General features: G+C 36.2%; 27 protein-coding genes. 8 read left to right on the plus strand and 19 right to left on the minus strand.

Features of this window, described 5'->3' with window-relative positions:
- Positions 1–170 precede the first annotated feature (170 nt).
- From CHB68_RS08715 to CHB68_RS08725, 3 genes are read left to right on the plus strand one after another with little or no spacing between them, the layout of a single operon-like run.
- Positions 171–722 carry an RNA polymerase sigma factor gene (locus CHB68_RS08715; RefSeq protein WP_245838891.1) on the plus strand — a complete coding sequence of 184 codons (552 nt, stop codon included), beginning with the start codon at positions 171–173 and terminating at the stop codon, positions 720–722.
- Positions 722–1261 carry a hypothetical protein gene (locus CHB68_RS08720; protein ID WP_089260450.1) on the plus strand — a complete coding sequence of 180 codons (540 nt, stop codon included), beginning with the start codon at positions 722–724 and terminating at the stop codon, positions 1259–1261. Before CHB68_RS08715 ends, CHB68_RS08720 begins: the two co-directional genes overlap by 1 nt.
- A complete protein-coding gene (locus CHB68_RS08725) occupies positions 1245–2333 on the plus strand; it encodes a hypothetical protein (RefSeq protein ID WP_143815188.1) in 1089 nt (362 codons plus the stop codon). Before CHB68_RS08720 ends, CHB68_RS08725 begins: the two co-directional genes overlap by 17 nt.
- A 66-nt stretch (positions 2334–2399) precedes the next feature.
- Here CHB68_RS08725 and CHB68_RS08730 read toward each other — a convergent pair whose 3' ends face one another.
- Both CHB68_RS08730 and CHB68_RS08735 read right to left on the minus strand, forming a co-directional pair.
- Positions 2400–3407 carry a hypothetical protein gene (locus CHB68_RS08730; protein WP_089260452.1) on the minus strand — a complete coding sequence of 336 codons (1008 nt, stop codon included), beginning with the start codon at positions 3405–3407 and terminating at the stop codon, positions 2400–2402.
- A gap of 109 nt (positions 3408–3516) precedes the next feature.
- Positions 3517–4029, minus strand: coding sequence for a VOC family protein (locus tag CHB68_RS08735; RefSeq protein WP_074673699.1), 513 nt, complete (start codon positions 4027–4029; stop codon positions 3517–3519).
- Between the two features lie 116 nt (positions 4030–4145).
- Between CHB68_RS08735 and CHB68_RS08740 the strand changes: the two genes are divergently transcribed.
- The 5 genes from CHB68_RS08740 (at position 4146) to CHB68_RS08760 (ending at position 6715) form a co-directional block, all read left to right on the plus strand.
- Positions 4146–4466, plus strand: a complete 321-nt coding sequence (locus CHB68_RS08740; protein ID WP_089260453.1) for a winged helix-turn-helix transcriptional regulator — start codon at positions 4146–4148, stop codon at positions 4464–4466.
- A gap of 130 nt (positions 4467–4596) precedes the next feature.
- Positions 4597–5265 carry a hypothetical protein gene (locus tag CHB68_RS08745; protein WP_089260454.1) on the plus strand — a complete coding sequence of 223 codons (669 nt, stop codon included), beginning with the start codon at positions 4597–4599 and terminating at the stop codon, positions 5263–5265.
- Positions 5265–5453, plus strand: a complete 189-nt coding sequence (locus tag CHB68_RS08750; protein ID WP_089260455.1) for a hypothetical protein — start codon at positions 5265–5267, stop codon at positions 5451–5453. Before CHB68_RS08745 ends, CHB68_RS08750 begins: the two co-directional genes overlap by 1 nt.
- 29 nt (positions 5454–5482) lie before the next feature.
- Positions 5483–5899 (plus strand): GNAT family N-acetyltransferase, encoded by a 417-nt coding sequence (locus CHB68_RS08755; protein WP_245838892.1) that lies wholly within the window; start codon positions 5483–5485, stop codon positions 5897–5899.
- Between the two features lie 108 nt (positions 5900–6007).
- The gene (locus tag CHB68_RS08760; protein ID WP_218822493.1) at positions 6008–6715 is read left to right on the plus strand and encodes a DJ-1/PfpI family protein; all 708 of its coding nucleotides are present in this window, start codon (positions 6008–6010) and stop codon (positions 6713–6715) included.
- Between the two features lie 60 nt (positions 6716–6775).
- Here CHB68_RS08760 and hisIE read toward each other — a convergent pair whose 3' ends face one another.
- The 17 genes from hisIE to sucD all read right to left on the minus strand — a co-directional run bounded on the left by hisIE (position 6776) and on the right by sucD (position 22456).
- On the minus strand, positions 6776–7384 hold the full coding sequence (gene hisIE, locus CHB68_RS08765; RefSeq protein ID WP_089260457.1) for a bifunctional phosphoribosyl-AMP cyclohydrolase/phosphoribosyl-ATP diphosphatase HisIE: 609 nt from the start codon (positions 7382–7384) through the stop codon (positions 6776–6778).
- A 95-nt stretch (positions 7385–7479) separates the two neighbouring features.
- Complete coding sequence (locus CHB68_RS08770) at positions 7480–8172, minus strand: aspartate/glutamate racemase family protein (protein WP_089260458.1); 693 nt, start codon at positions 8170–8172, stop codon at positions 7480–7482.
- Positions 8173–8347: 175 nt separating this feature from the next.
- A complete protein-coding gene (hisF, locus tag CHB68_RS08775; protein ID WP_089260459.1) occupies positions 8348–9103 on the minus strand; it encodes an imidazole glycerol phosphate synthase subunit HisF in 756 nt (251 codons plus the stop codon).
- Between the two features lie 122 nt (positions 9104–9225).
- On the minus strand, positions 9226–9741 hold the full coding sequence (locus tag CHB68_RS08780; protein ID WP_089260460.1) for a DinB family protein: 516 nt from the start codon (positions 9739–9741) through the stop codon (positions 9226–9228).
- Complete coding sequence (hisA, locus tag CHB68_RS08785; protein ID WP_089260461.1) at positions 9734–10465, minus strand: 1-(5-phosphoribosyl)-5-[(5-phosphoribosylamino)methylideneamino]imidazole-4-carboxamide isomerase; 732 nt, start codon at positions 10463–10465, stop codon at positions 9734–9736. Before hisA ends, CHB68_RS08780 begins: the two co-directional genes overlap by 8 nt.
- An 84-nt stretch (positions 10466–10549) precedes the next feature.
- The gene (locus CHB68_RS08790) at positions 10550–10903 is read right to left on the minus strand and encodes a four helix bundle protein (RefSeq protein ID WP_089260462.1); all 354 of its coding nucleotides are present in this window, start codon (positions 10901–10903) and stop codon (positions 10550–10552) included.
- A 70-nt stretch (positions 10904–10973) separates the two neighbouring features.
- Positions 10974–11396, minus strand: coding sequence for a GNAT family N-acetyltransferase (locus tag CHB68_RS08795; protein WP_058102631.1), 423 nt, complete (start codon positions 11394–11396; stop codon positions 10974–10976).
- Positions 11396–11977, minus strand: coding sequence for an imidazole glycerol phosphate synthase subunit HisH (hisH, locus tag CHB68_RS08800; RefSeq protein WP_089260463.1), 582 nt, complete (start codon positions 11975–11977; stop codon positions 11396–11398). The genes CHB68_RS08795 and hisH overlap by 1 nt, the downstream gene beginning before the upstream one ends.
- Positions 11978–12060: 83 nt before the next feature.
- Positions 12061–13197: a bifunctional histidinol-phosphatase/imidazoleglycerol-phosphate dehydratase HisB gene (hisB, locus tag CHB68_RS08805; RefSeq protein ID WP_058102629.1), complete on the minus strand. Its 1137-nt coding sequence runs from the start codon at positions 13195–13197 to the stop codon at positions 12061–12063.
- 26 nt (positions 13198–13223) lie between these two features.
- Positions 13224–14189, minus strand: coding sequence for a DUF2167 domain-containing protein (locus CHB68_RS08810; RefSeq protein WP_089260464.1), 966 nt, complete (start codon positions 14187–14189; stop codon positions 13224–13226).
- Positions 14190–14206: 17 nt separating this feature from the next.
- The gene (gene hisC / locus CHB68_RS08815) at positions 14207–15247 is read right to left on the minus strand and encodes a histidinol-phosphate transaminase (protein WP_089260627.1); all 1041 of its coding nucleotides are present in this window, start codon (positions 15245–15247) and stop codon (positions 14207–14209) included.
- 43 nt (positions 15248–15290) lie between these two features.
- A complete protein-coding gene (gene hisD, locus CHB68_RS08820) occupies positions 15291–16574 on the minus strand; it encodes a histidinol dehydrogenase (RefSeq protein ID WP_089260465.1) in 1284 nt (427 codons plus the stop codon).
- A gap of 140 nt (positions 16575–16714) precedes the next feature.
- Positions 16715–17572: an ATP phosphoribosyltransferase gene (gene hisG, locus CHB68_RS08825; protein ID WP_058102627.1), complete on the minus strand. Its 858-nt coding sequence runs from the start codon at positions 17570–17572 to the stop codon at positions 16715–16717.
- Positions 17573–17806: 234 nt separating this feature from the next.
- Positions 17807–18622: a prohibitin family protein gene (locus tag CHB68_RS08830; RefSeq protein ID WP_058102626.1), complete on the minus strand. Its 816-nt coding sequence runs from the start codon at positions 18620–18622 to the stop codon at positions 17807–17809.
- A gap of 10 nt (positions 18623–18632) precedes the next feature.
- Positions 18633–20660 (minus strand): hypothetical protein, encoded by a 2028-nt coding sequence (locus CHB68_RS08835; protein ID WP_089260466.1) that lies wholly within the window; start codon positions 20658–20660, stop codon positions 18633–18635.
- A gap of 67 nt (positions 20661–20727) precedes the next feature.
- Positions 20728–21477, minus strand: a complete 750-nt coding sequence (fabG, locus tag CHB68_RS08840; RefSeq protein ID WP_089260467.1) for a 3-oxoacyl-[acyl-carrier-protein] reductase — start codon at positions 21475–21477, stop codon at positions 20728–20730.
- A gap of 106 nt (positions 21478–21583) precedes the next feature.
- A complete protein-coding gene (gene sucD / locus CHB68_RS08845; RefSeq protein ID WP_089260468.1) occupies positions 21584–22456 on the minus strand; it encodes a succinate--CoA ligase subunit alpha in 873 nt (290 codons plus the stop codon).
- Positions 22457–22506 lie beyond the last annotated feature (50 nt).

Consider the following 22506-nt stretch of genomic DNA (forward strand, 5'->3'; position numbering starts at 1 on the left):
CATTCACACGATATTTTAAGGAAATAATAACATTAGACAACATACAATAACCTTTAGCCCACTTAATCATTTACTTACTTTAGTGCCTAAATAATGAACGTGATATGCAACCTTATATAAATTTGGTTGTCTTTATAACAGTAGCGTGAATTAGCCCATAAACAACCCTCTTGAAGGAACTGGATACCAACATACGTTTTACGCATAAATCCCTTGTCGAAAAAAGTAAGGCAGGTGATAGAAACTCGCAGTACAAACTGTACGAGCTCTATGTAGACGCCATGTATAATATAGGGTTACGCTACTTGCGCATAAAGGAAGATGCAGAAGATATTGTACAGGAAAGTTTTGTGGACGCTTTTAGAAACCTGCATACCTTCAAATACGAAAGTACGTTTGGGGCATGGCTTAAAAGAATTGTAATCAACAAAAGCATTAACCATTTAAAGGTAAAACGTCTTGCCTTGGCCAATATGGATGATCATGACCATCATCTTACGGATGAAGAGGAAACAGTAGCGGAACTTCCTTTAGCGCTGGAAAAGATTAAAACGGGCATACAAAAATTACCCTTGGGATATCAGCAAATTATTAACCTGTACTTATTGGAAGGGTATGATCATATTGAAATTGGAGAGGTTTTGGGCATAACCACATCCACCTCAAAATCACAATACCATAGGGCAAAAAAGAAATTAGTTCAAATTATAAATGCATTGTAATGGATAGTCTTGAAAAATATATAAAAGAGAACAAAGCATTCTTTAACGACCAAAAAGCAGACCGCGCCAAACTATGGGAAAATATTGAGGCGGAACTTGGTCATACACAGCCTAAGGTCATTCCGTTATGGAAGTCTCCACTGTTTAAAATTGCGGCCAGTTTTTTGTTACTAATAGGTATAACGGGAATACTTGGCAGCATCTTTTTGGGCAACAATGCACAAGAACATCAATTTGCATCTCAGGAATTAAGGGATATCGATATGCATTACCAAGGATTGGTTTCTTACCAAATACAACTTGTGCATAAAAACGAACAATTATCCGAGACGGACAAGGCCGAGTTTTTATCCTTTATTGATGAATTGGACCAAGAATACGAGGAATTGCGGTTAGAAATGCAAAACAACCTGGACAATGAACGGGTATTGGAGGCCATTGTAGCAAATTATAGAAAGCGCATAGAATTGATAGAAAATCTATTGCGACAATTAAACGAGTCAAAACTTAAAGATGAGGAATATGGATATACTTTATAAAAGGCTGCTGTTTTTTACCATGGCATTGGTCATTGGCCACATGGTTACGGCACAAGAAAGGGTATCTAAAAAAGTTACGAAGTCCTATGCTTTCGCAACGGGTGACGAACTCCATTTAGAAAACAAATACGGAAATGTCACGGTCTATGGATGGAGCAAAAACGAAGTTTCCATTACTGTTCATATGACGGTTACCCATAAGAAAAAAGAAAACGCCATTGAACTATTGCAAAGAATTGCTCCTATCATTAAATCCGGTGACAATTATTTATCCGTGAGTTATGAAATTGCGGACAAGAACTCAGGGTTCTTTGCCAATTTGTTCGAAAAAGCCAATCCGTTCGATTTTGACCGTAGCAATGTTCAAATCGATTATAATGTTCATATGCCATTTAAGACCATTCTGAATATCAGCAATAAATTTGGCGATGTATTAATTGAAGATTGGGACGGAATCTTGATAGCGGATATTCAACATGGTGATATCTACATCAATAGAAACATTACCAAAGCCGAACTTTCCTTAAAGTACGGAAAACTGAAAGCCAAGAATATTATAAACAGTAATATTACCCTTAATAACGGAGAACTTGATATGGATGATGCGTATACAATGTATATTAATAGTAGTGGCAGTGCAATAAGAATACAATCTTCATCCAACTTAGAATTACTTTCCAATAAAGATGAAATTACCCTTCAAAGTGTAGAAAACATTAAAGGATCACTTAAATTTTCCAACTTGGTTCTTCATGAGCTAAAAAGCAATGTTATACTGGACATGAAAATTGCTGATTTTAAAATACACCAGATATTAAATCAAAATTCTAAAATAGATATTGAACAAGAATCCAGTGAAGTCAGTTTGAACATTAGCCATTTTGCACATCAATTCTCGGCAGTCTTGGAGGAAGGTTTGGTACGTTTGCCGAAAACATTTTATGATGTAGATTCTAAAATGTTGGACAATGGTAAAAAATTACGCGAAATAAATGCCAAATACGGAAATAACGGAAACGGAAAAATTACCATTACAGGTAAAAAGGGAGTTGTTTTATTAAAAGAAATTTAATGGAGCTATCTTCACAAGAAACAAGTTATAATGACCTGGCCTGATAAGTTATGGGACAATAAACGTTCAATTTGCATATTTACCTTCTGCAAAAGCGGCCAATATACTGCTATTGGGCGTTTTGCAATTTTGGGGATAGTCATAAAAATAAATACATTTTGGCAATCCTTTTTCAAAGGTTATGCGCACAGAACCTTTACTATTACCGCTAAAACCGGAAAAGTTATAATAAGCACTTAGTTCCTTAGGCCTACCTTCACTATCCTTTAATGACGCTTGAACATTAGAAATACTACCAGCGGTATATTTATTGAAAGCCCACGTTTTAGATTGATCATACACCAAGTCATCAATTAATTTATTGAAATTTTGGTTTCCGGTAGGACCTCCAGATTTTTTCATGGTAGTATATTTACTGGCCTCTTGCATTCGTATAGGTGCTTTGTTCAATGCAAATAATTCTAAATTCTCTTCAAAACGCTTTAAACCAGCACTGCTACAGGCATTCATTTGAAAAAGTTTTACCATATCATTATTGAGTCCGTTTGTTTTATGAATCATATCTACCGAATTTCCCATGCTATTAGGGTTGGTAATCATATCCACCATGGTACTTAAACCTTTAGAGCGTTGTATTTGATCAATTTCCGCATAGGCGGTATAAAGTTCCGGTTTGGCATACAGACCACTGCCTACCCAAGTATACTCCACACAAACCCTACTAACAACATCTCCCCATCCATTTTTTGTAACCTCTTCCGTCTTACAGACTTGATTTAAAATTTCAACCTTACCTGCTGGTAAATAGCGATCGCATTGCCCACCGTAAGCACGTAAATACTTATCGAAAATGACTAAAAAGAACATATCGTCCCTTTTCATTTCCAGATTCTCAAAATGACCACGAAAAATATAATCGTAAAATTCGGCAAAATAGAGTCCGTCTGTTTTAAACTCCAATTCTTCCGATACCTTAGGATTAGAATAATGATCAAAAGATTTAGAATGGGAAATAAATAAAAGCCAGGTAATAATTAAAAGAATAAAACGATAAAATGGAACAGATAATTTCATGGAAGAAAGGTGGTTTTATAATGAAACAGTCTGAGGGATAAGTAAATATAAATAAAAAGCGATTGACAATCAATAGATCACCAATCGCATTTATTAACATCTAAAAAGACTATTCTGAATATGCACCGGACGAATAGGTTAATTCGTAACTGTGCGTATATACTTCAAAAACAATTCCGAAAGGGTCTTCAACATAGCACATTTTATAGGGTTTGTCATTTGGGTAGTAAGAACGTATAGGCATACGTTGTTTGCCCCCATGTGCCACAATTTTAGCGACCAAATCTTCTATATTTGGGTCTTGAATGCAAAAGTGAAATAATCCCGTATTAAACGGATTGAATTCCGGTGCTTCTTTTACCCCATGAGGAAAAGAGAACAATTCTACGCCTATGCCATCAGAAGTGGACATATGTGCAATTTCAAACTCTTCCCAATCATCACCAAAAACATCAATACACATTAAACCGATCGCTGTTTCTTTTTCTTTTTTAATTTTTGATGGTTTCATGATAACATACCAGCCCATTACTTCTGAGTAAAATTCTACTGCTTTTTTCAAATCCGGTACTGTAATACCAATATGCGAAAATGATTTTGGGTATTCTTTATTCTTATCCATAATTCTAATTTTACTACAAAATAAATCTATATTTGCCTTATGGACAATAACTTACCTAAAAGTGCTATAGTTACCAAAAAGAGTATATTGTTGATTATCAAATAATTAAAATTTAAATGAGTTCCAAAAAATATTGCCCGTTAGACCATACGATGAACCTAATTGGTACCAAATGGAAACCTATTGTACTTTTTCATTTATTAGATGGCCCATTACGATCCGGAGTACTTCAGAAAAAAGTGCCGGGAATATCTAACAAAATGTTTACCCAAACCGTACGGGAATTGGAAAAAGATGGTTTGGTAGAACGTGTTGTGTATCCTGTTGTACCACCAAAAGTAGAATATGGTTTGACCGAACGTGGAAAATCCCTTAAAACTATTTTGCTTGGTCTGGATTCATGGGGTGCAAATGATACTACTAACAATCTTGTTTAAAAACAATTAGCGATAGTTTTGCACAACAAAATCCAGATTTATTGGTTTTTATTAAAAAAATAATGGTTTTTGATGCAACTATTTGTTGCTTAGTTTGTCTATTAGATAATCAATCAAAAATCGAACAGTAATGAAACCACTTCAAATTAGCCTTCTTCTGTACTTTTTTCTTTCCGCATTTTACAGTCATGCACAGGAGGAAACTGGCGATTACCTTGAATTCAATGATCGTAAGAATGTAGTACATGGAGTGTATTTGGGGCTGTCTACACGCTTAGGTGAAATTGATGGTAATAATACATATGTTGGAGAACTTAAGGTTGCCTATGTTGCCAACCAGCAGTTTGAAGTAGGATTTGCAGGAAATTTTCTGTATTCTGAACAGGATATTTATAACGATCAACGCGGCAGATTTGAAGATATCATTGTTGCGTACGGCGGCTTACACCTAGAACCAATCTTTTTCAGTAAAAAACTGGTTAATCTATCTTTCCCCCTTTTAATAGGTGCTGGCGGTGTTGGTTATGTTGAGAACAATTTCCGCGACCCTGATTATATTGAAGAGGACCTAACAGGGGATGATATCAATGCAGTATTTGTGGCAGAACCAGGTGTAAGCGCCTTGTTCAACATCTCTAGGTATTTACAGCTTGAGGCTGGCGTTAAATATCGTTTTTCCAGTCGCATTAACCTTCCACCTACTCGTACGGTTAATATCAACGGTTTTTCTGCCGGTATAGGAATTAAGGTTGGGGTATTTAATATGGGGCGCAACAGATATAAAAAAAATATACAATAATGGCAAAATCTTCAAAACGCAGTAGATACGGTCAAGTAAAGATTGTTGCAAAGCATGTATTCTGTGCAAACAATCAAGTATTCGTTAGAGAACATTCATCGCAAACAAACCTCCAAAATGCAGAATGGTCACCCGTATCGTTTGAATGGGAAAAAGTAGGGAAATTTCAAGAAAATCTGGTTTTATAATATTCTATTAAACTTTATATTTTTTTTAAATGCCGTCCTATACCATAAAGCAAATAACTATAGAGGAAGCCTTACCCATACGGCACAAGGTCATGTGGCCAAATGAGACAATTGATTATGTTCGTTTGCCCGAAGATGATGAAGGCACTCATTACGGATTAATCATAGATAGCAATTTAATTGCTGTAATTTCATTGTTTATAAAGGGTAAAGAAGCACAGTTTCGGAAATTCGCCACACTCCATGAATATCAAGGAAAAGGCTATGGAACAATTTTGTTGAATGCAATCATGAATATTGCTGCAGAAAACAACCTTACCAGAATTTGGTGCAATGCACGGACCTCAAAAACAAATTTCTACGCTAAATTTAATATGCAGCTGACCCCTGTTGAGTTTATAAAAGGTGGTTTAAATTATGTAATTATGGAGCGAAATTTTCATTAAACCCATAAATTTTGCCCTACTTAATTCCACAATCTTCATTTCATAAGTACCCAGATAAAAGTACCTTAGGGGAGGTAAAACGAAACGAACTGCTGAAAAACCAAATTCATGATACCCATACCAACCTTTAAAAATTTCGCTCCAAAAGTAATCGCTGCTATTTTACTATTGATGAGTTGTAGTGCGTTTGCGCAGAATCAAGCAACAGACACCATGGAAAAGAAAGAAATCGCCTTTTTGCTGTTCGATAATTACGAAACGTTGGATGTTTTTGGTCCCGCAGAAATATTTGGCAGATTGACAGACCACTATATTTTAAGATTCTATTCGCTGGAAGGTGGGGTTGTCACGAACCGACATCGGGTACCGATCATGACCGAAAAACTATCGACCATAACCAAAAAACCATTTGCCTTTTTAATTCCTGGAGGTCTTGGAACCCGGATAGAGGTGAAAAATGAAGTACTTATCAATAAAATAAAGGACGTTTCACTATCTAGCGATTATGTATTAACGGTTTGCACAGGAAGTGCCCTATTGGCAAAATCTGGACTTTTAGATGACCGTAAAGCCACCTCAAACAAACGGGCCTTTTCTTGGGTAATGACCAACGGACAGGAAGTTGAATGGGATAAAAAAGCTCGTTGGAAGGTAGATGGAAATTATTATACCTCCTCTGGAGTAAGCGCTGGTATGGACATGGCACTAGGTTTTTTAGCCGACCGTCATGGCATTGATTTTGCCAGAAACGTTGCCTGGGAAATTGAATACAACTGGATCGAGGATAAGGATAATGATACGTTTACGGCAGAATGATGTAGTAAGCCAACAAACTAATATAAATCTAATACTTTGTGCATTTTAGTTAATACTATTTTACTTTTTACGTTTCATCAATTCAGCCTCAATATCTTTTAGTGTAAAACCTTTTGCTTGTAAGAGCATTAGATAATGAAACAATAGATCGGCACTTTCGTACAAGAAAAGCTCATCATTATTATCCATGGCCTCAATTACAGTTTCAACGGCCTCCTCTCCCACTTTCTGGGCTACTTTATTAATGCCTTTTGCAAATAAGGAAGCTACATATGATTTTTCTCCATCGGCATTCGTGCGCCTGTGTTCAATAGTTGATTCCAATTCAGAGAAGAACCCAAAGTTTGAATCATTGCTTTCCTTCCAACAAGTATCGGTACCAGTATGGCATGTAGGACCTATAGGATTTACCATTATCAATAAAGAATCTTGATCGCAATCATTTTTAATGGATACCAAATTTAGAAAATTGCCACTTTCCTCACCTTTGGTCCATAATCGGTTTTTAGATCTACTAAAGAAAGTAACCTTACCCGTTTCGGTGGTTTTACTTAGCGCTTCAGCATTCATGTAGCCCAACATTAATACGTTTTTAGTACGTGCATCTTGTATAATCGCAGGTATTAATCCGTCGTTTGTTTTATTCCAATCCGGTGTTTTAAACTCCATATGTACTATCTTCTATTTTTACTTTATATTATTCTAAATCTTGTTAACCGTAAGGTAAACTCAAAATGACATGCAGTTTTGAAAATTGTCTGCTGTTACCCTAATGCAAACTCAACGGCAGCTTTAGCATGCTCCTTTGTTGTGTCAAATGCAGGTATGTCACAATCTGCTTGGGAAATTAACAATGGTATTTCCGTACAGCCTAAAATTACGGCTTGTGCACCTTCCTTCTCCCCTTTTTTGATGATATCTACATATTTTTTTTTAGACTCATCTTTAATCACACCTTTTGCAAGTTCATTATAAATGATGTTATGCACCGTATCTCTATCATTCTCGTTTGGCACCAAAGCTTCAATACCAAATTTATCACTAAGGATATCCTTGAAAAAATCCATTTCCATGGTATACCTGGTACCCAACAACAAAACCTTTTTGCAACCTTTGGCTTGTATAGCCTTACCGATTACTTCAACAATATGAAGCACCGGAACAGTCAAACTTTTCTTCATTATTGGAGCACTTAGATGCATGGTATTGGCGCAAATAACGATAATTTCTGCTCCGGCATCTTGCAGCCTTAATGCAATATTCGTCATTTCTTTATGCAAAGCATCCCAATCTCCTGCAGCTTGTTTTTTAGAAAACTCAGCAAAGTTCACAGATTCAATAATGCAGTGACAAGAACTTTGTCCGCCCAGTTCTTCTGCCACCATTGTATTTAACAATTGGTAATACAACTGAGTAGACTGCCAAGTAATACCACCTATTAATCCTATTTTTTTCATTGTATAACTTCTGCTTGTTGTCCCTATTTTTATTCAGTTCACTCAGTGTAACCGATGTGAAAAATTGTATCCTAAAGCCTTCTAAAGCGCCTGTCTTTGTAGGTTAATTCAGGAGACATTCTGACTACTGAAAACTGTAACTGCCTACTAACCACTTAGCGACTACTTAGTGAAACTAAACCCTCACTGGAATCCCGTTCCCTTGTAATTCAAGTTTCAATTCCTGAATCCCTATTTCCTTAAAATGAAAAACACTTGCCGCCAAAGCTGCATCTGCTTTTCCTTCTATAAAAGTATCCGAGAAATGTTGCATATTACCTGCACCACCAGAAGCGATAATGGGTATGTTCAATTCTGTGGATAATCTTGCCAAAGCTTCATTGGCAAAACCATCTTTGGTACCATCATTATCCATTGATGTGAACAGTATTTCACCAGCACCACGCTCTTCAACCTCCTTAGCCCATTCAAATAACTTACGCTCTGTAGGTACTTTGCCACCCACTAAATGCACGATCCATTCTCCATCTATCTGTTTGGCATCAATAGCCACCACAATACACTGTGAACCAAATTTAGCCACCAAATCGTTAATCAACTGCGGATTCTTAACTGCCGAGGAGTTTATAGACACTTTATCGGCACCATTTTGCAATAAAATATCTACATCTTCTACAGAGGAAATTCCGCCACCTACTGTAAATGGAATGTTCACTTTTTCGGCAACTCTGTATACCAAATCAGCCAATGTTTTGCGTTTTTGTTCGGTTGCCGAAATGTCTAAAAAGACCAATTCATCTGCCCCTTCTTTACTGTAAATTTCAGCAAGTTCAACAGGGTCACCGGCATCTCGTAAATCAACAAAATTCACGCCTTTAACCGTTCTACCGTCTTTTATATCCAAACAAGGAATTATTCTTTTTGCAAGCATTTTTTTTAAAGTATTAAGTACTTAGTATTAAGTACTAAGTATTCTTTGTTAACATCAAGTTGCCAATTACTGTAACCTCAGTACTTCGTACTTTGTACTCTGTACTCTGTACTTTTATCTCGTTACTTATTTTTTATATTCAAATCTACTCCGTCATAAAAGCCAAGGTCCTTATTTTTCAACTGTTTTACCCAAAAAGCTATTTGTCCAGTATGATATGAGTAGTGTTCTACCACATGGAGAATAATACCTATTCCAGAAAAAGAAAATCCCTGTACCGAACGTTTTTGAACCAATTGAGCTGTTGAAGCATCAAAAATGATTCTTTTTGCCGAGTCTAGCACATCATCCAACTTATTCAGCAATTCTTCTTTGGTGTAACCATCGGTAGCAGCAAACTCTGCATCACGATTTCTTATGTCTTCATTTTCTCCTAAAGACGATATTGCGTATTGCGATATATTACCACATAAATGAAGAATTAAATTTGCAATGCTATTTAAAGAAGCGTTCGGTTTTTGCCACAGTTCTTCTTCAGAAATATCAGCAAGACTTTTCTTTATCATACGTGTACTTTCATCTATACGATACAAAGCATTTTGCTTTAGCTCTTCAATGATTTGAAATTCCTTATCCATTGCTTAAAATATAAGATTCCAACTGTTTTAAACTAATTCTGTTCTCGTAAATAGCCTTACCTATAATTGTACCTTCACAACCCATTTCGGCTAATTTAGGCAACTCATCAAAAGTAGATATTCCGCCACTTGCAATTAGTTTTATTCCAGGTTCCGTTGAACTGATTATTTTTGAGTATAAATTAAAAGACGGACCTTCTAACATACCATCTTTGCTAATATCGGTACAAATTACGTATTGAATTCCCTTTTCTTGGTACGATTGGATAAAAGGAATCAACTCTTCTTTAGATTCTTCTAACCAGCCCGAAACAGCTACTTTTTCATCCATAGCATCGGCTCCCAATATTATTTTATCGGAACCATGCTTTTCTATCCAACCAATAAATGTTTCAGCATCCTTAACAGCAATACTACCACCAGTAATTTGCTTGGCACCACTTTCAAAAGCGATACGTAAATCTTCATCAGTCTTCAATCCGCCACCAAAATCAATCTGCAGCCCGGTTTTGCTTGCAATTTGTTCTAGCACTTTATGGTTCACAATATGCTTAGATTTTGCACCATCTAAATCCACTAAATGCAAGTGTTTTATTCCGTGCGCTTCGAACTCTTTCGCAACTTCTAACGGGTTTTCATTGTATATCTTCTTGGTATCATAATCCCCTTTGGAAAGGCGTACACACTTACCGTCTATGATATCTATGGCTGGTATTATTCTCATTTTAATAGTTGTGTTAAGTCTTTAGTATTAAGTAAAAAGTACAAAGTATTAAGTCCTTAGTATTAAGTACAAAGTTTGGAGTTATTATATCCTTAATTTCTTTTGCAATGCATAGTTCATATTCTTTATTTCTTTGCATAATGCCAAAGTATTATTTATATCTGTTTCTAGTAAAAATTTCAAGTTTACAGTTAGAATTAATTGTGTTTCAAGTTCTGTGGTTGAGCCATTTGCAATACTAAGAAAATGGGCGAATTCTTTATTCGAATTTCTACCTGCTCCCTCTGCAATGTTTGATGGTATAGAAACGCTACATCTTTTAATCTGAGAAGTCAATCCAAATTTTTCATCATCCGGTAATTTCTTTGATAAGAAATAAATTTCCTCAACAAGCTGCATCCCTTTTTTCCAAATATGGAGTTCTCTATAATTATTCATCCACGTAATACTATGTACTTTGCATTTTGCACTCTTTGCTTAATACTTAATACTCTGTACTTTTCACTAACTATTCTAAAATTTGTTTATCAACAGACATCCACAATGCTGAATCTCCTATTTTATTAAATCCGTAACGCTCATACATTTTATGGGCATCCTTGGTTTTTAATGCAAGTGTTTTTAGGTTTTTTATGATTGGGTCTTCTAACATAAAGGCTACAAGTTTTTTACCGTAACCCTGACCTTGGAATTTATCAAGGATAATGACATCCATAAAATAACCAAAATAGATATAGTCGGTTACTACCCTGGCAAAACCAATTTGTTCATTATCAGTGGTATAAATACCAAAACAATACGAATGTTCAATAGTGGTCTTTACATCTTCAATAGTCCTATTATTACCCCAATAAGAATTTGCGATAAACTCCTGTATGGCTTCTACGTTTAATAGACTTTTATCTTTGGAAATAAAGTAATTCGGCTTCATTACATTTTTAAAAAATTCTCTAATATTTTCTCACCAACATCACTAGATTTCTCTGGGTGAAACTGCGTACCGTAAAAATTACCTTTTTGTAATGCTGCGCTATAGTTGAGTCCGTACGAACATTCAGCTATAGTTTCGCTACACAATGGGGCATAAAAGCTATGAACCAAGTAAATATGCTCATTCTCGGCAATAGAGCCAAACAAATTTGATTTTAGCTTCGATATTTGATTCCATCCAATTTGAGGAACCTTTACGCTAGTATCAAATTTAATAACATCAACATCAAAAATGCCCAATCCTGTGGTATTCCCCTCCTCGGATGAATTACACATTAATTGCATGCCTAAACATATACCTAAAACAGGCTGTTTTAAGGTTGGTATTATGCTATCCAGACCGCTATTCAACAGCATTTTCATGGCACTACTTGCCTCACCTACTCCCGGAAAAATTACTTTATCGGCATTTTTTATTTCCTCGGCATCGCTACTTAAAACAGCATCAAAACCCAATCTTTTGATGGCAAATTTTATGCTCTGTATATTTCCGGCGCCGTAATTTATGATAACAATTTTCATTAAAACTAGTATTAAGTACTCAGTATGAAGTACAAAGCAAATCTTAGAACGATTTAATACTTTATACTTAATACTTTGTACTATTATAGAACTCCTTTTGTACTTGGTAACACCATCTTTTCAACATCTCTTTTTACTGCCATTTTAATGCTTTTTGCAAAGGCTTTGAAAATAGCTTCTATTTTATGATGTTCATTGGTGCCTTCAGCTTTAATGTTCAAGTTGGCTTTTGCTCCGTCTGTGAACGACTTAAAGAAATGGTGAAACATTTCAGTTGGCATGTCGCCCACCATTTCACGCTTAAAGTCTGCATCCCATACTAGCCAATTTCTGCCACCAAAATCAATAGCGGATTGCGCCAAACAATCATCCATAGGCAAACAGAATCCGTAGCGTTCTATGCCTAATTTATTCCCCAAGGCATTATGAAAAACTTCACCTAAGGCAATACCGGTATCTTCAATAGTATGGTGTTCATCAACTTCTAAATCGCCATCAACCTTAATGGTTAAATCCATTTGCCCATGACGAGCCAATTGGTCTAGCATATGGTCAAAAAATGCCAATCCGGTTTTAATATCACTTTTACCGGTACCGTCTAAGTTCAATTGTATGGCAATATCGGTTTCATTGGTCTTTCTATGAATTTCAGCCGTTCTATCATTCAGCTTTAAAAACTCATATATCTTTTCCCAATCATTACTTTCAATAGCAATATGGCTATCTAATTCATCACGCTTTACTGTGATTTCACCGGTACCAAGATTGGTATTATCATTAATAAAAATCCCTTTAGAACCAAGGTTTTTAGCTAATTCCATATCCGTTAATCGGTCACCGATAACAAATGAATTCTCCAGATCATAATCCTCAGAAAAATATTCGGTCAATAATCCGGTGCCAGGTTTTCTAGTGTCGGCATTTTCATGGGGAAAAGTACGGTCAAGAAAAACTTTATCAAAAACAACGCCCTCATTCTCGAATGATTTAAGAATGAAATTATGAACCGGCCAAAAGGTATCCTCTGGAAATACATCTGTACCCAAGCCGTCTTGGTTGGTAATCATGACCAATTCATAATCCAATTCTTTCGCTATTTTACCTAAATATGTAAATGCCTTAGGATAGAAAATCATTTTCTCAAATGCATCGATCTGCTCATCTACAGTTTCTTTTATTATTGTACCGTCTCGGTCTATAAATAGTACTCTTTTTTTCATTTTCATTTCATATATAATGTTCTAAACTATACCTCTGGGTCACTATTTTTGGTGTCGATAGCAATTTGTTTTTCTTTAGACCCAAAAAAGTATTTTTTCACACCACCGAACAAAGCAATTGCCCCTACTGCGATGAACTTCCAAAATTTTAGAATTACCGCAAAGAAACCAGCTTTCGCTAATATTTTACCAGCTATTAAACCTCCAATACCATAAGCTGCTACATCATCAAAATCCGGATCAAATTCAGAATACTTATAGCCAGTATTAAAAGATACACTACCCAGAATTGGTTCTAAGTTAGCTTCCACATCGTTCAATGTTTCCATATTTCCAATAACATTAAGGTTCATATACCCCTTTCTACCTAATACCCTAATATTATAGTTTAAGGTGCTACTCTCCTCTTCTTCAAACAAGAGTTCTTTGGCCCAGTACAATTTTTTATCATCTTGATCATAATATGGTTTAGAAGCCCAACCAAGTAATTCAACAGTAGGGTAACCTAATCTTGATCTTTCAGGATTTGCATTTTTAGCGTCTTCTTGCATTTCGCTCAAAAGGTCATCATAATTTAAATCTTTGGCATCATCATCTTTAATATAACCTTCTTCAGCATATGAAATTTCTATGGCATAACTAGTTTCAACGGGAGTCTCATCTTCTTTAAGTAATAATCCCATCACAGAATTATCAACAGGGTTGCCCCAAATATCAGATAATACACGCTGTGCTTGTGGCTTATCTAAAAACTTGTATCCTTTGGGCACAATAATTTTAGCAACATCACCATTTAGCATGGACCTATCATAGATATAGGTAAAAGTACTTTCTAAACTATCTGAATATTGCTTAAAACTTATAAGTGCCTCGGTTTCTTCATCACTTAAGTTTAAACTATCGGCAATAAATTCAAGCCTTTCAATATCTTGGGCATTAGAAAAGTTAATTGCAAAAAACAAGGAAATAACAAACAATAAATTGGTTTTCATCTGGTTTGGTTTGATGGTTATATCCTTTTTAACGCCTCAGCAAGTTTTTTATTTTCTGCTGTATTACCCACTGTAAACCTCAAAGTATTTTCACATAAAGGTTGCGTTGTTCTATTTCTTACCACAACCCCTTCTTTCAACAGTTGATTATAACGTAGGGTAGCATCATCAACTTTAGCCAAAATAAAATTAGCATCGGTAGGATAAATGGCAGAAACAAAAGATATGGTTTTCAATGTTTCCATTAGCTTTGCACGCTCTTCAAGAATTGAAGCAACTTCTGTTTGCACCGCTGTTTGGTCAGACACTCTTTCAATAGCCTTGTCTTGGGTAAGCTGATTGACATTATATGGCGGTTTAATTTTATTGATTACCGCAATAATCTCTGCAGATGCCAGGCATATGCCCAAGCGAATACCTGCCATACCGTAAGCTTTTGATAAGGTCTGAGTAACAATCAAATTAGGATAATCTGCTAATTTCGATGTCCAGCTTTCTTCGGATGAAAAGTCGATATACGCTTCATCGATAACCACTAGCCCATTAAAAGAATTTAAAAGCTCTTCAATAATTGCAGTAGAGAAACTATTGCCCGTAGGATTGTTGGGAGAACATATAAACAACAATTTTGTATGCTTATCAATTGCCTTTTTAATTTCTGCAATATTCGGCTGAAATGCAGTAGTCAGTAATACTTCTCTATTTTCGACTAAATTGATACCCGAAAGCACCTTATACATGCCGTATGTAGGCGGCAAGGTGATAATGTTATCCTGTTTAGGCTCACAGAAAGCCCTGAACAACAGATCCAATACTTCATCACTACCATTACCTAAAAGTATGTTTTCTTCGTTAATTCCTCTCTGTGCAGCTAAAATTGTCTTTAGACTACGTTGTTGTGGATCAGGATATCTATTGACACCGTTTTCAAACGGATTTTCATTAGCATCTAAGAAAACCATCGTAGAACCATCGGACACATATTCGTCACGTGCCGAAGAATATGGACTTAAACCCTTAACGTTTTCCCTCGTAATATTGTTTAAATTGAAACTCATTAGTTCAACATTGAATTGGTCATTGAGCATAGCCAAAATGACATTATTTTAAACTGTTTAATCTTAAGGTCACAGCATTTTTGTGAGCCTGCAAGCCTTCTGCCTCAGCCATAAGCTCAATTGCCTTACCTATGGTTTGGATTCCTTTTTCATTTATCTTTTGAAAGGTCATACTCTTCATAAAACTATCTAAGTTTACACCGCTATATTGCTTGGCATAACCATTGGTAGGTAAGGTATGATTGGTACCCGATGCATAATCACCGGCACTTTCAGGAGTATAATTTCCTATGAATACTGAACCTGCATTTTGGGTGTTGTCAATGTAAAAATCTTCATTTTCTACACAAACAATGTAATGTTCCGGTCCGTATTCATTTATTAAATCAATAGCATCTTGATCGTTATCAACATATATTAATTTACTATTTGAAATTGCTTGCTTTGCGATATCCTTACGTGGCAATTCTTCCAATTGCACGGCTACTTCCTTCTCAACAGCATTGATCATACTTTTTGAAGTCGATACCAAAATCACTTGACTATCCACCCCATGTTCAGCCTGACTCAATAAATCCGAAGCAACAAAGGCGGCGTTTGCAGAATCATCTGCAACCACCAATAATTCTGAAGGACCTGCCGGCATATCTATGGCTACACCATACTTGGTGGCAATCTGTTTGGCGACGGTTACATACTGGTTACCCGGTCCAAATATTTTATACACCTGAGGAATAGTGGCCGTACCGAAGGTCATTCCTGCAATAGCTTGTATACCACCTACTTTTACTATTTTGGTGACACCACATAAATTCGCTGTATAAAGAATAGCCGGATTCAGTTTACCTTCCTTATCCGGTGGAGAGCACAATACAATTTCTTTACAGCCGGCTATAGTTGCAGGAACCGCTAGCATTAAAATTGTCGAAAACAAAGGTGCTGTACCCCCAGGAATATACAATCCCACTTTCTGTATAGGTCTTTTCTCCTGCCAGCAAGAAACTCCCACGGCTGTTTCAACTTCAACACGCTCGGTTTTTTGAGCATTATGAAATACCTCTATATTAGTTTTTGCGAGCTTTATAGCTTCTTTCAAATCATCCGAAACCAATTTTTGAGCCTCTTCAATTTCTGCCTTTGACACTAGCATATTTTCCAAGACCACCTTATCAAATTGTTCGGTATACTTGTTTAAAGTATCGTCACCGTTTAATCGTACTTCTTCAAAAATACCATTCACCAAACCTTCAATATCGGCAACGGTTTGCGTAGGTCGTTTTAAAACGTTGTTCCAATCTACTCTCTGTGGATTATATATTTTATTCATTATTTATTTAGTTGTTCGTTGATGGTTGTTCGCTGATAGTTGTTCGTTTTTGGTTTACGAAATGTAAATAGAACAATGAACATTTCCATCTAATATAAATTCCAAATAATACTACTTAATACTCAGTACTTAATACTATTTTACAATACCATCTTTTCAATTGGGCAAACCAAGATACCTTCTGCACCGGCTTTTTTTAATTCATCTATCACTTCCCAAAAAGTATCTTTATTGATTACGGTATGCACAGAACTCCATCCCGCATCAGCTAAAGGTAAAACTGTAGGACTCCTCATTCCCGGTAATAATTTTAAAATACCTTCCAATTTTTCATTAGGTGCATTCAACAAGACATACTTTGAAGCTCTTGCACGTAAAACCGATTGAATCCTGAATTGTAGTTTCTCAAGCAATTCTCTTCGCTCGTTAGATATTTTGGGAGAAACTGCCAAAACCGCCTCACTGGTAAGCATTACTTCTACTTCTTTCAAGTTATTCTTGAATAAAGTACTACCGCTAGATACAATATCACAAATGGCATCTGCAAGCCCAATATTGGGTGCAATTTCAACAGAACCGTTAATAATATGCAGGTCTGCCTTAACCCCTTTATCCTTCAAATAGTTAAGTACTGTATTTGGGTAAGAAGTAGCAATACGTTTACCCTCAAAATCCTTTACCGAATTATATTTAACGGATTTTGGTACGGCCAAGGAAACTTTACATTTAGAGAAGCCCAATTTTTCTGCAATGGAAATATCTTCTCCTTTTTCAATCAATACATTTTCTCCGATAATAGCAATATCTACTACACCATCTCTTAAGTATTGAGGGATGTCACCATTTCTTAGATAAAAAACCTCCATTGGAAAATTTCTTGAAGATGCTTTTAATTGATCTTTGCCGTTATCAATTGAAATTCCGCAGTCTTTTAAAATTTGAAGGGATTCCTCATTAAGTCTTCCCGATTTCTGAATAGCAATTCTAATTTTAGTCATTGTTTTAATTTAATGCTTGGCAACCAAAAGAGATTTAAATACAAAACCCGTTTGATTGCTCAAACGGGTTTTTAAATATGTTGTTCTACTACAATACATTCCTACCTCGCCTGAGCGTGTGTATGAATATGATGATGTGTAGTTCTGTTTTTCATTCTGTTGTAAAAGTAAAAGGTATTTTTCATTTCGCAAAACAAAAGTTTAAAATGAAACAAAAATAATGTTCTACGTGTTTTAGTTATTACCTAAAATTAAAGGAAGACCAGATTCACCACCACCAACTACAATCACCTTGGTATTGGGAGATTCAGAAAGCTTTAGCGTTGCATCAATACCTTTGTCCTGTAAAATTTTATCTGTCAAGGATGCACTTAAAATTTTATTGGCATCGGCTTTACCTTGTGCCTCAATCGTTACTTTTTCAGCTTCTTTTCTAGCGGTCACTAAACGAAACTCATATTCCAATGACTCCTGTTCTTGACGTAACTTTCTTTCAATAGCCTCTTTAATTGTTGGCGGTAAGGTTACATCACGCACCAAGATTTCGTTTAATTGAATATATTCTCCCTCAACAATTTTTTTGGTCTCATCAAAAATCTCTTGTTGAATAGCATCTCTTTTACTGGAATATAATTGCTCCGGCGTATAACGACCAACTACAGATCTTGCTGCCGATCTAATGGTAGGCAACAAAACACGTTGAATATAGTCTTCTCCTTTTTCTTGATGCAACTTGCCCAAATCATTTCTAATAGGCTCAAACCAAGCGGAAGCTTCTAATTTTATATCCAATCCGTTACTAGAAAGCACATTCATTTTTTCTAAAACTTCTTGCTGTCTAACTTCATAAATAAAAACTTTATTCCATGGAGCAACAATATGAAATCCTTCACCTAAAGGCGGTTCATCTGTAACTACACCATCTCCAAATGTTTTATACAATACGCCAGCTTCACCAGAACCAATGGTGACCGTAGATTTAGAAAACATTATTACTAGTACTATTAAAACAAATATTGCAGGTAATGCAATTTTAGGTAATTTATCCATTAGTGTTCAATTAAATTAATCCGTTATATTTTCTGATAAACCATTCTATCGCAAATGCCATTATAATAATGGCCAGCAATATTTTGAAATCTATCAAAGATACGATATTTTCAGTGCTTTTCTCGATTGGTACATACCTATCGCCACTTATAAGTTCCTGCAAAAGGTCATTTAACTGAGATGGATAATATGCTTGCCCGTTGGCATTCAAAGCCACTTTTTCCATTTGTCTTGAATTACTGGATACAAACTGATTTTCCATATCAAATTCAGAAATTACAAATGTCCCCGATGCTGACCTGGATTCATTTTCGACCGTTACCAAAAAATCATATTCCCCCGCGACCAAATTGGATAGGTCAGCTTCAAAATATCCATTTTTTAAAATCATAGGATTGGTCAAGCTTTTTTGTGTAGCCTTATCCGTAACTTTAATATTCATTTTGGCATTGGGGTCAAAAATAAAGGCTTCATCAAAATAGGTTGCAGTAATGATGGTATTGCTACTACCTTCATATACCTTTTCATAATCTACATTTAAACGCGCCTTATTATTGGAACTGGTCAAATACCGAATTAAATTACCTGCAAATGCATCAAAATTGGCAAAATCGCCGGTATTTCTAAAAGTTTGCATTCTCCACTTCCACAAATTTTCACCCAATAGATACGCATTCTTAGTATTTGCATTTTCTACAACCATTAAGAGAGGTTCTTGCATATCAACACCCTTAATTTGTGTACCTAATAAAGTCTCAAAAGGAGATGTAATCAATACAGGTCCGGCATCACTTAACAAAGGAGGAAAATCCTCCATTTCAAAAGTAGAAATATCATACTTGGAAAAAGCATTGTTCATTACACCGAACACTTCTTGTTGCGGATAGCCATTTTCTACTTCAATACCAATCTTTAAACTATTCAAAAAATTAAAATCGGAATGTGTTCCCGTAATAAAAAAACTATTGGCACCTTTATCCTGAATGTAATCGATAATCCTTTTATAACTGGACGTTGGTTGATAGCAGATAAATAAGTCAATATCGTCCAAAGCTTCAGTAGGCACATTAGATGCCATGATAACAACTTCCCGTTGCTCGTTACTTTCAATTGACTTTTTCAAGGCTCCAATATCCGGATGTAGCATATTGCTGACCAAGGCAATTTTTGTTTTCTCATCAATTACCTCAATACGTGTACTCCTTTTATTGTTTACCCTATTTCTTTCTTGGGGAAGCGTTGATGCCTCTACGACCAAATTTTTTAATCCTACAGAATTCGCGTCAACTTGTACTGTAATGGTTTTTAGGTTATTCTGATCGCTTAGGTTAATCTTTTCCCTATGGATTACCTGTTCATCCATTTTAATGGAAACTACCGTAGAAACCGCTGTTTTACCTTGATAGGACACATAAGTCTCCAACGGAAACCTATTTTTCAAAAACGCATACGTATTCGTTAAAACAGGCCCTATGGAAATATCCTGATATTTGGTAGTATCCCCTAAAACAACACTGTAAATGGTAGTACTGGGGTCCGGTTTAAAATAACTATAATCTTGACCAACGGTCTGGTTACCATCGGACAACAACAATGTAACGGTCTGCTCACGGGCGTAGACCTCTTTTAATGACGAAAGTGCTTTATGGATATTCGTGACTTTATCGTTGAACAATAGACTATCGGTTATTTCAAGGTCAGTCCCAAACCCGTATTGAGACAGGTTAAACCTTTCCTTGATATCATTATTAGCCTTTATTGTGGCAATAAAATTTTGAAGTTCCTCTTTGTTCTTAGCATTGGAAACGGAATTATCCACCAAGAGCACTAAATTGGGTTGTTCCAAGGTATAGCTCTTTTGGCTGAACTTTGGATTGATCAAAAGCAATAATAAACCAAAAATTCCTATAAAACGTAAAAAGGCCAAATACCAATGAATTTTGGTTTTAGCCTTTTGCTTATAGAAGTATTGAAAAACAACGATACCCAGCGCTACAATAGCAGCAAGAATACTAAACAATATCGTTTTGCTTTCCATTTATATCCTTAAGATTATTTCTTAGAAAGAACATTACGGACAATGCCTTCCCCTTTAAACGCAGTATTTATGTTAACATACCACCATCAACGTTCAGTACCTGCCCTGTAACATAATTGGACAAATCCGATGCAAAATACAAACACGCATTAGCAATGTCCTCAGTAGTACCTCCACGTTTTAATGGAATACCGTCCCTCCAACCTTGCACTGTCTTTTCATCCAGTTTTTCAGTCATTTCCGTTTCAATGAATCCTGGTGCTATAGCATTACACCTAATGTTTCTTGAGCCTAGTTCCAATGCTACGGACTTCGTAAAACCGATCATACCTGCCTTTGAAGCCGCGTAATTCGTTTGTCCCGCATTACCTTTTACACCAACCACACTGCTCATATTGATAATAGAACCTTTACGTTGCTTTAAAAGGGTACGCTGTACCGCTTTGGTCATGTTGAATACAGATTTTAGATTGATATCGATTACCGTATCAAAATCAGCTTCTGACATACGCATGAGCAAATTGTCTTTGGTAATGCCCGCATTGTTGATCAACACATCTATTCTTCCATCAAAATCCTCTAATACCTGGGCAACCAATTCTTCAGCTTCCTGAAAACTAGCCGCATTACTTTTATATGCTTTTGCCTTGACCCCTTTAGCTTTTAATTCCTGCTCCAATTCCAACGCAGGGGCTTCGCTTGAACTATAGGTAAAAGCAACATTAGCACCGTGATCGGCAAAAACTTGTGCAATGCCCTTACCTATTCCCCTACTTGCTCCAGTAATAATTACATTTTTATCTTCTAATAATTTCATAAGTCCGTTTTTTAAAACCGATGTTTATCAAATATACCTCTTGTTTCATTTATAGGCTAAAAAAAATCCCGCTACTAACGGGATTCTTTCTATGTTTTATGGAGTTTTAACCCATTACTTCCTTCACTTTCATACCAATCTCGGCAGGAGAATCCACAACATGGATACCACATTCTCTCATGATACGTTTTTTAGCTTGGGCAGTATCGTCGCTACCACCAACAATAGCACCAGCATGACCCATTGTTCTACCGGCAGGAGCAGTTTCACCTGCGATAAACCCAACAACTGGTTTTTTACTTCCACTTGCCTTATACCACTGTGCTGCATCAGCTTCCAATTGTCCGCCGATCTCTCCTATCATCACCACACATTCAGTGTCCGGATCGTTGATCAAAAGCTCTACGGCCTCTTTAGTTGTGGTTCCAATGATTGGATCACCGCCAATACCTATAGCAGTAGTAATACCTAAACCTTGACGAACCACTTGATCTGCAGCCTCATACGTCAATGTACCGGATTTGGAAACGATTCCTACATTACCTTCCTTAAAAACAAAACCAGGCATAATACCCACTTTTGCTTCGCCCGGAGTAATTACTCCTGGACAGTTAGGACCGATCAACCTGCAATCTCTTTTATCAATATAATTGGCCACTTTGACCATATCCGCAACAGGAATACCTTCAGTAATGGTTATAATAACTTTTATTCCCGCTTCAGCGGCTTCCATAATAGCATCTGCGGCAAATGCAGGCGGAACGAAAATAATACTAGTATCTGCACCCACTTTCTCAACAGCCTCGGTAACCGTATTGAAAACAGGTTTTCCTAAATGCTCTTGACCTCCCTTGCCCGGAGTAACACCACCAACGATGTTTGTGCCATACTCTATCATTTGTTCGGCATGGAAAGTACCTTCACTACCAGTGAAACCTTGTACGATTATTTTGGAATCCTTATTTACTAATACGCTCATACTACTGTAGTTTTTATTTTTAACAGAACAAAAATATAGGTTTGTTAATG

Origin of the sequence: Maribacter sedimenticola (assembly GCF_900188415.1) — a bacterium.
Taxonomy (GTDB): Bacteria; Bacteroidota; Bacteroidia; order Flavobacteriales; family Flavobacteriaceae; genus Maribacter; species Maribacter sedimenticola.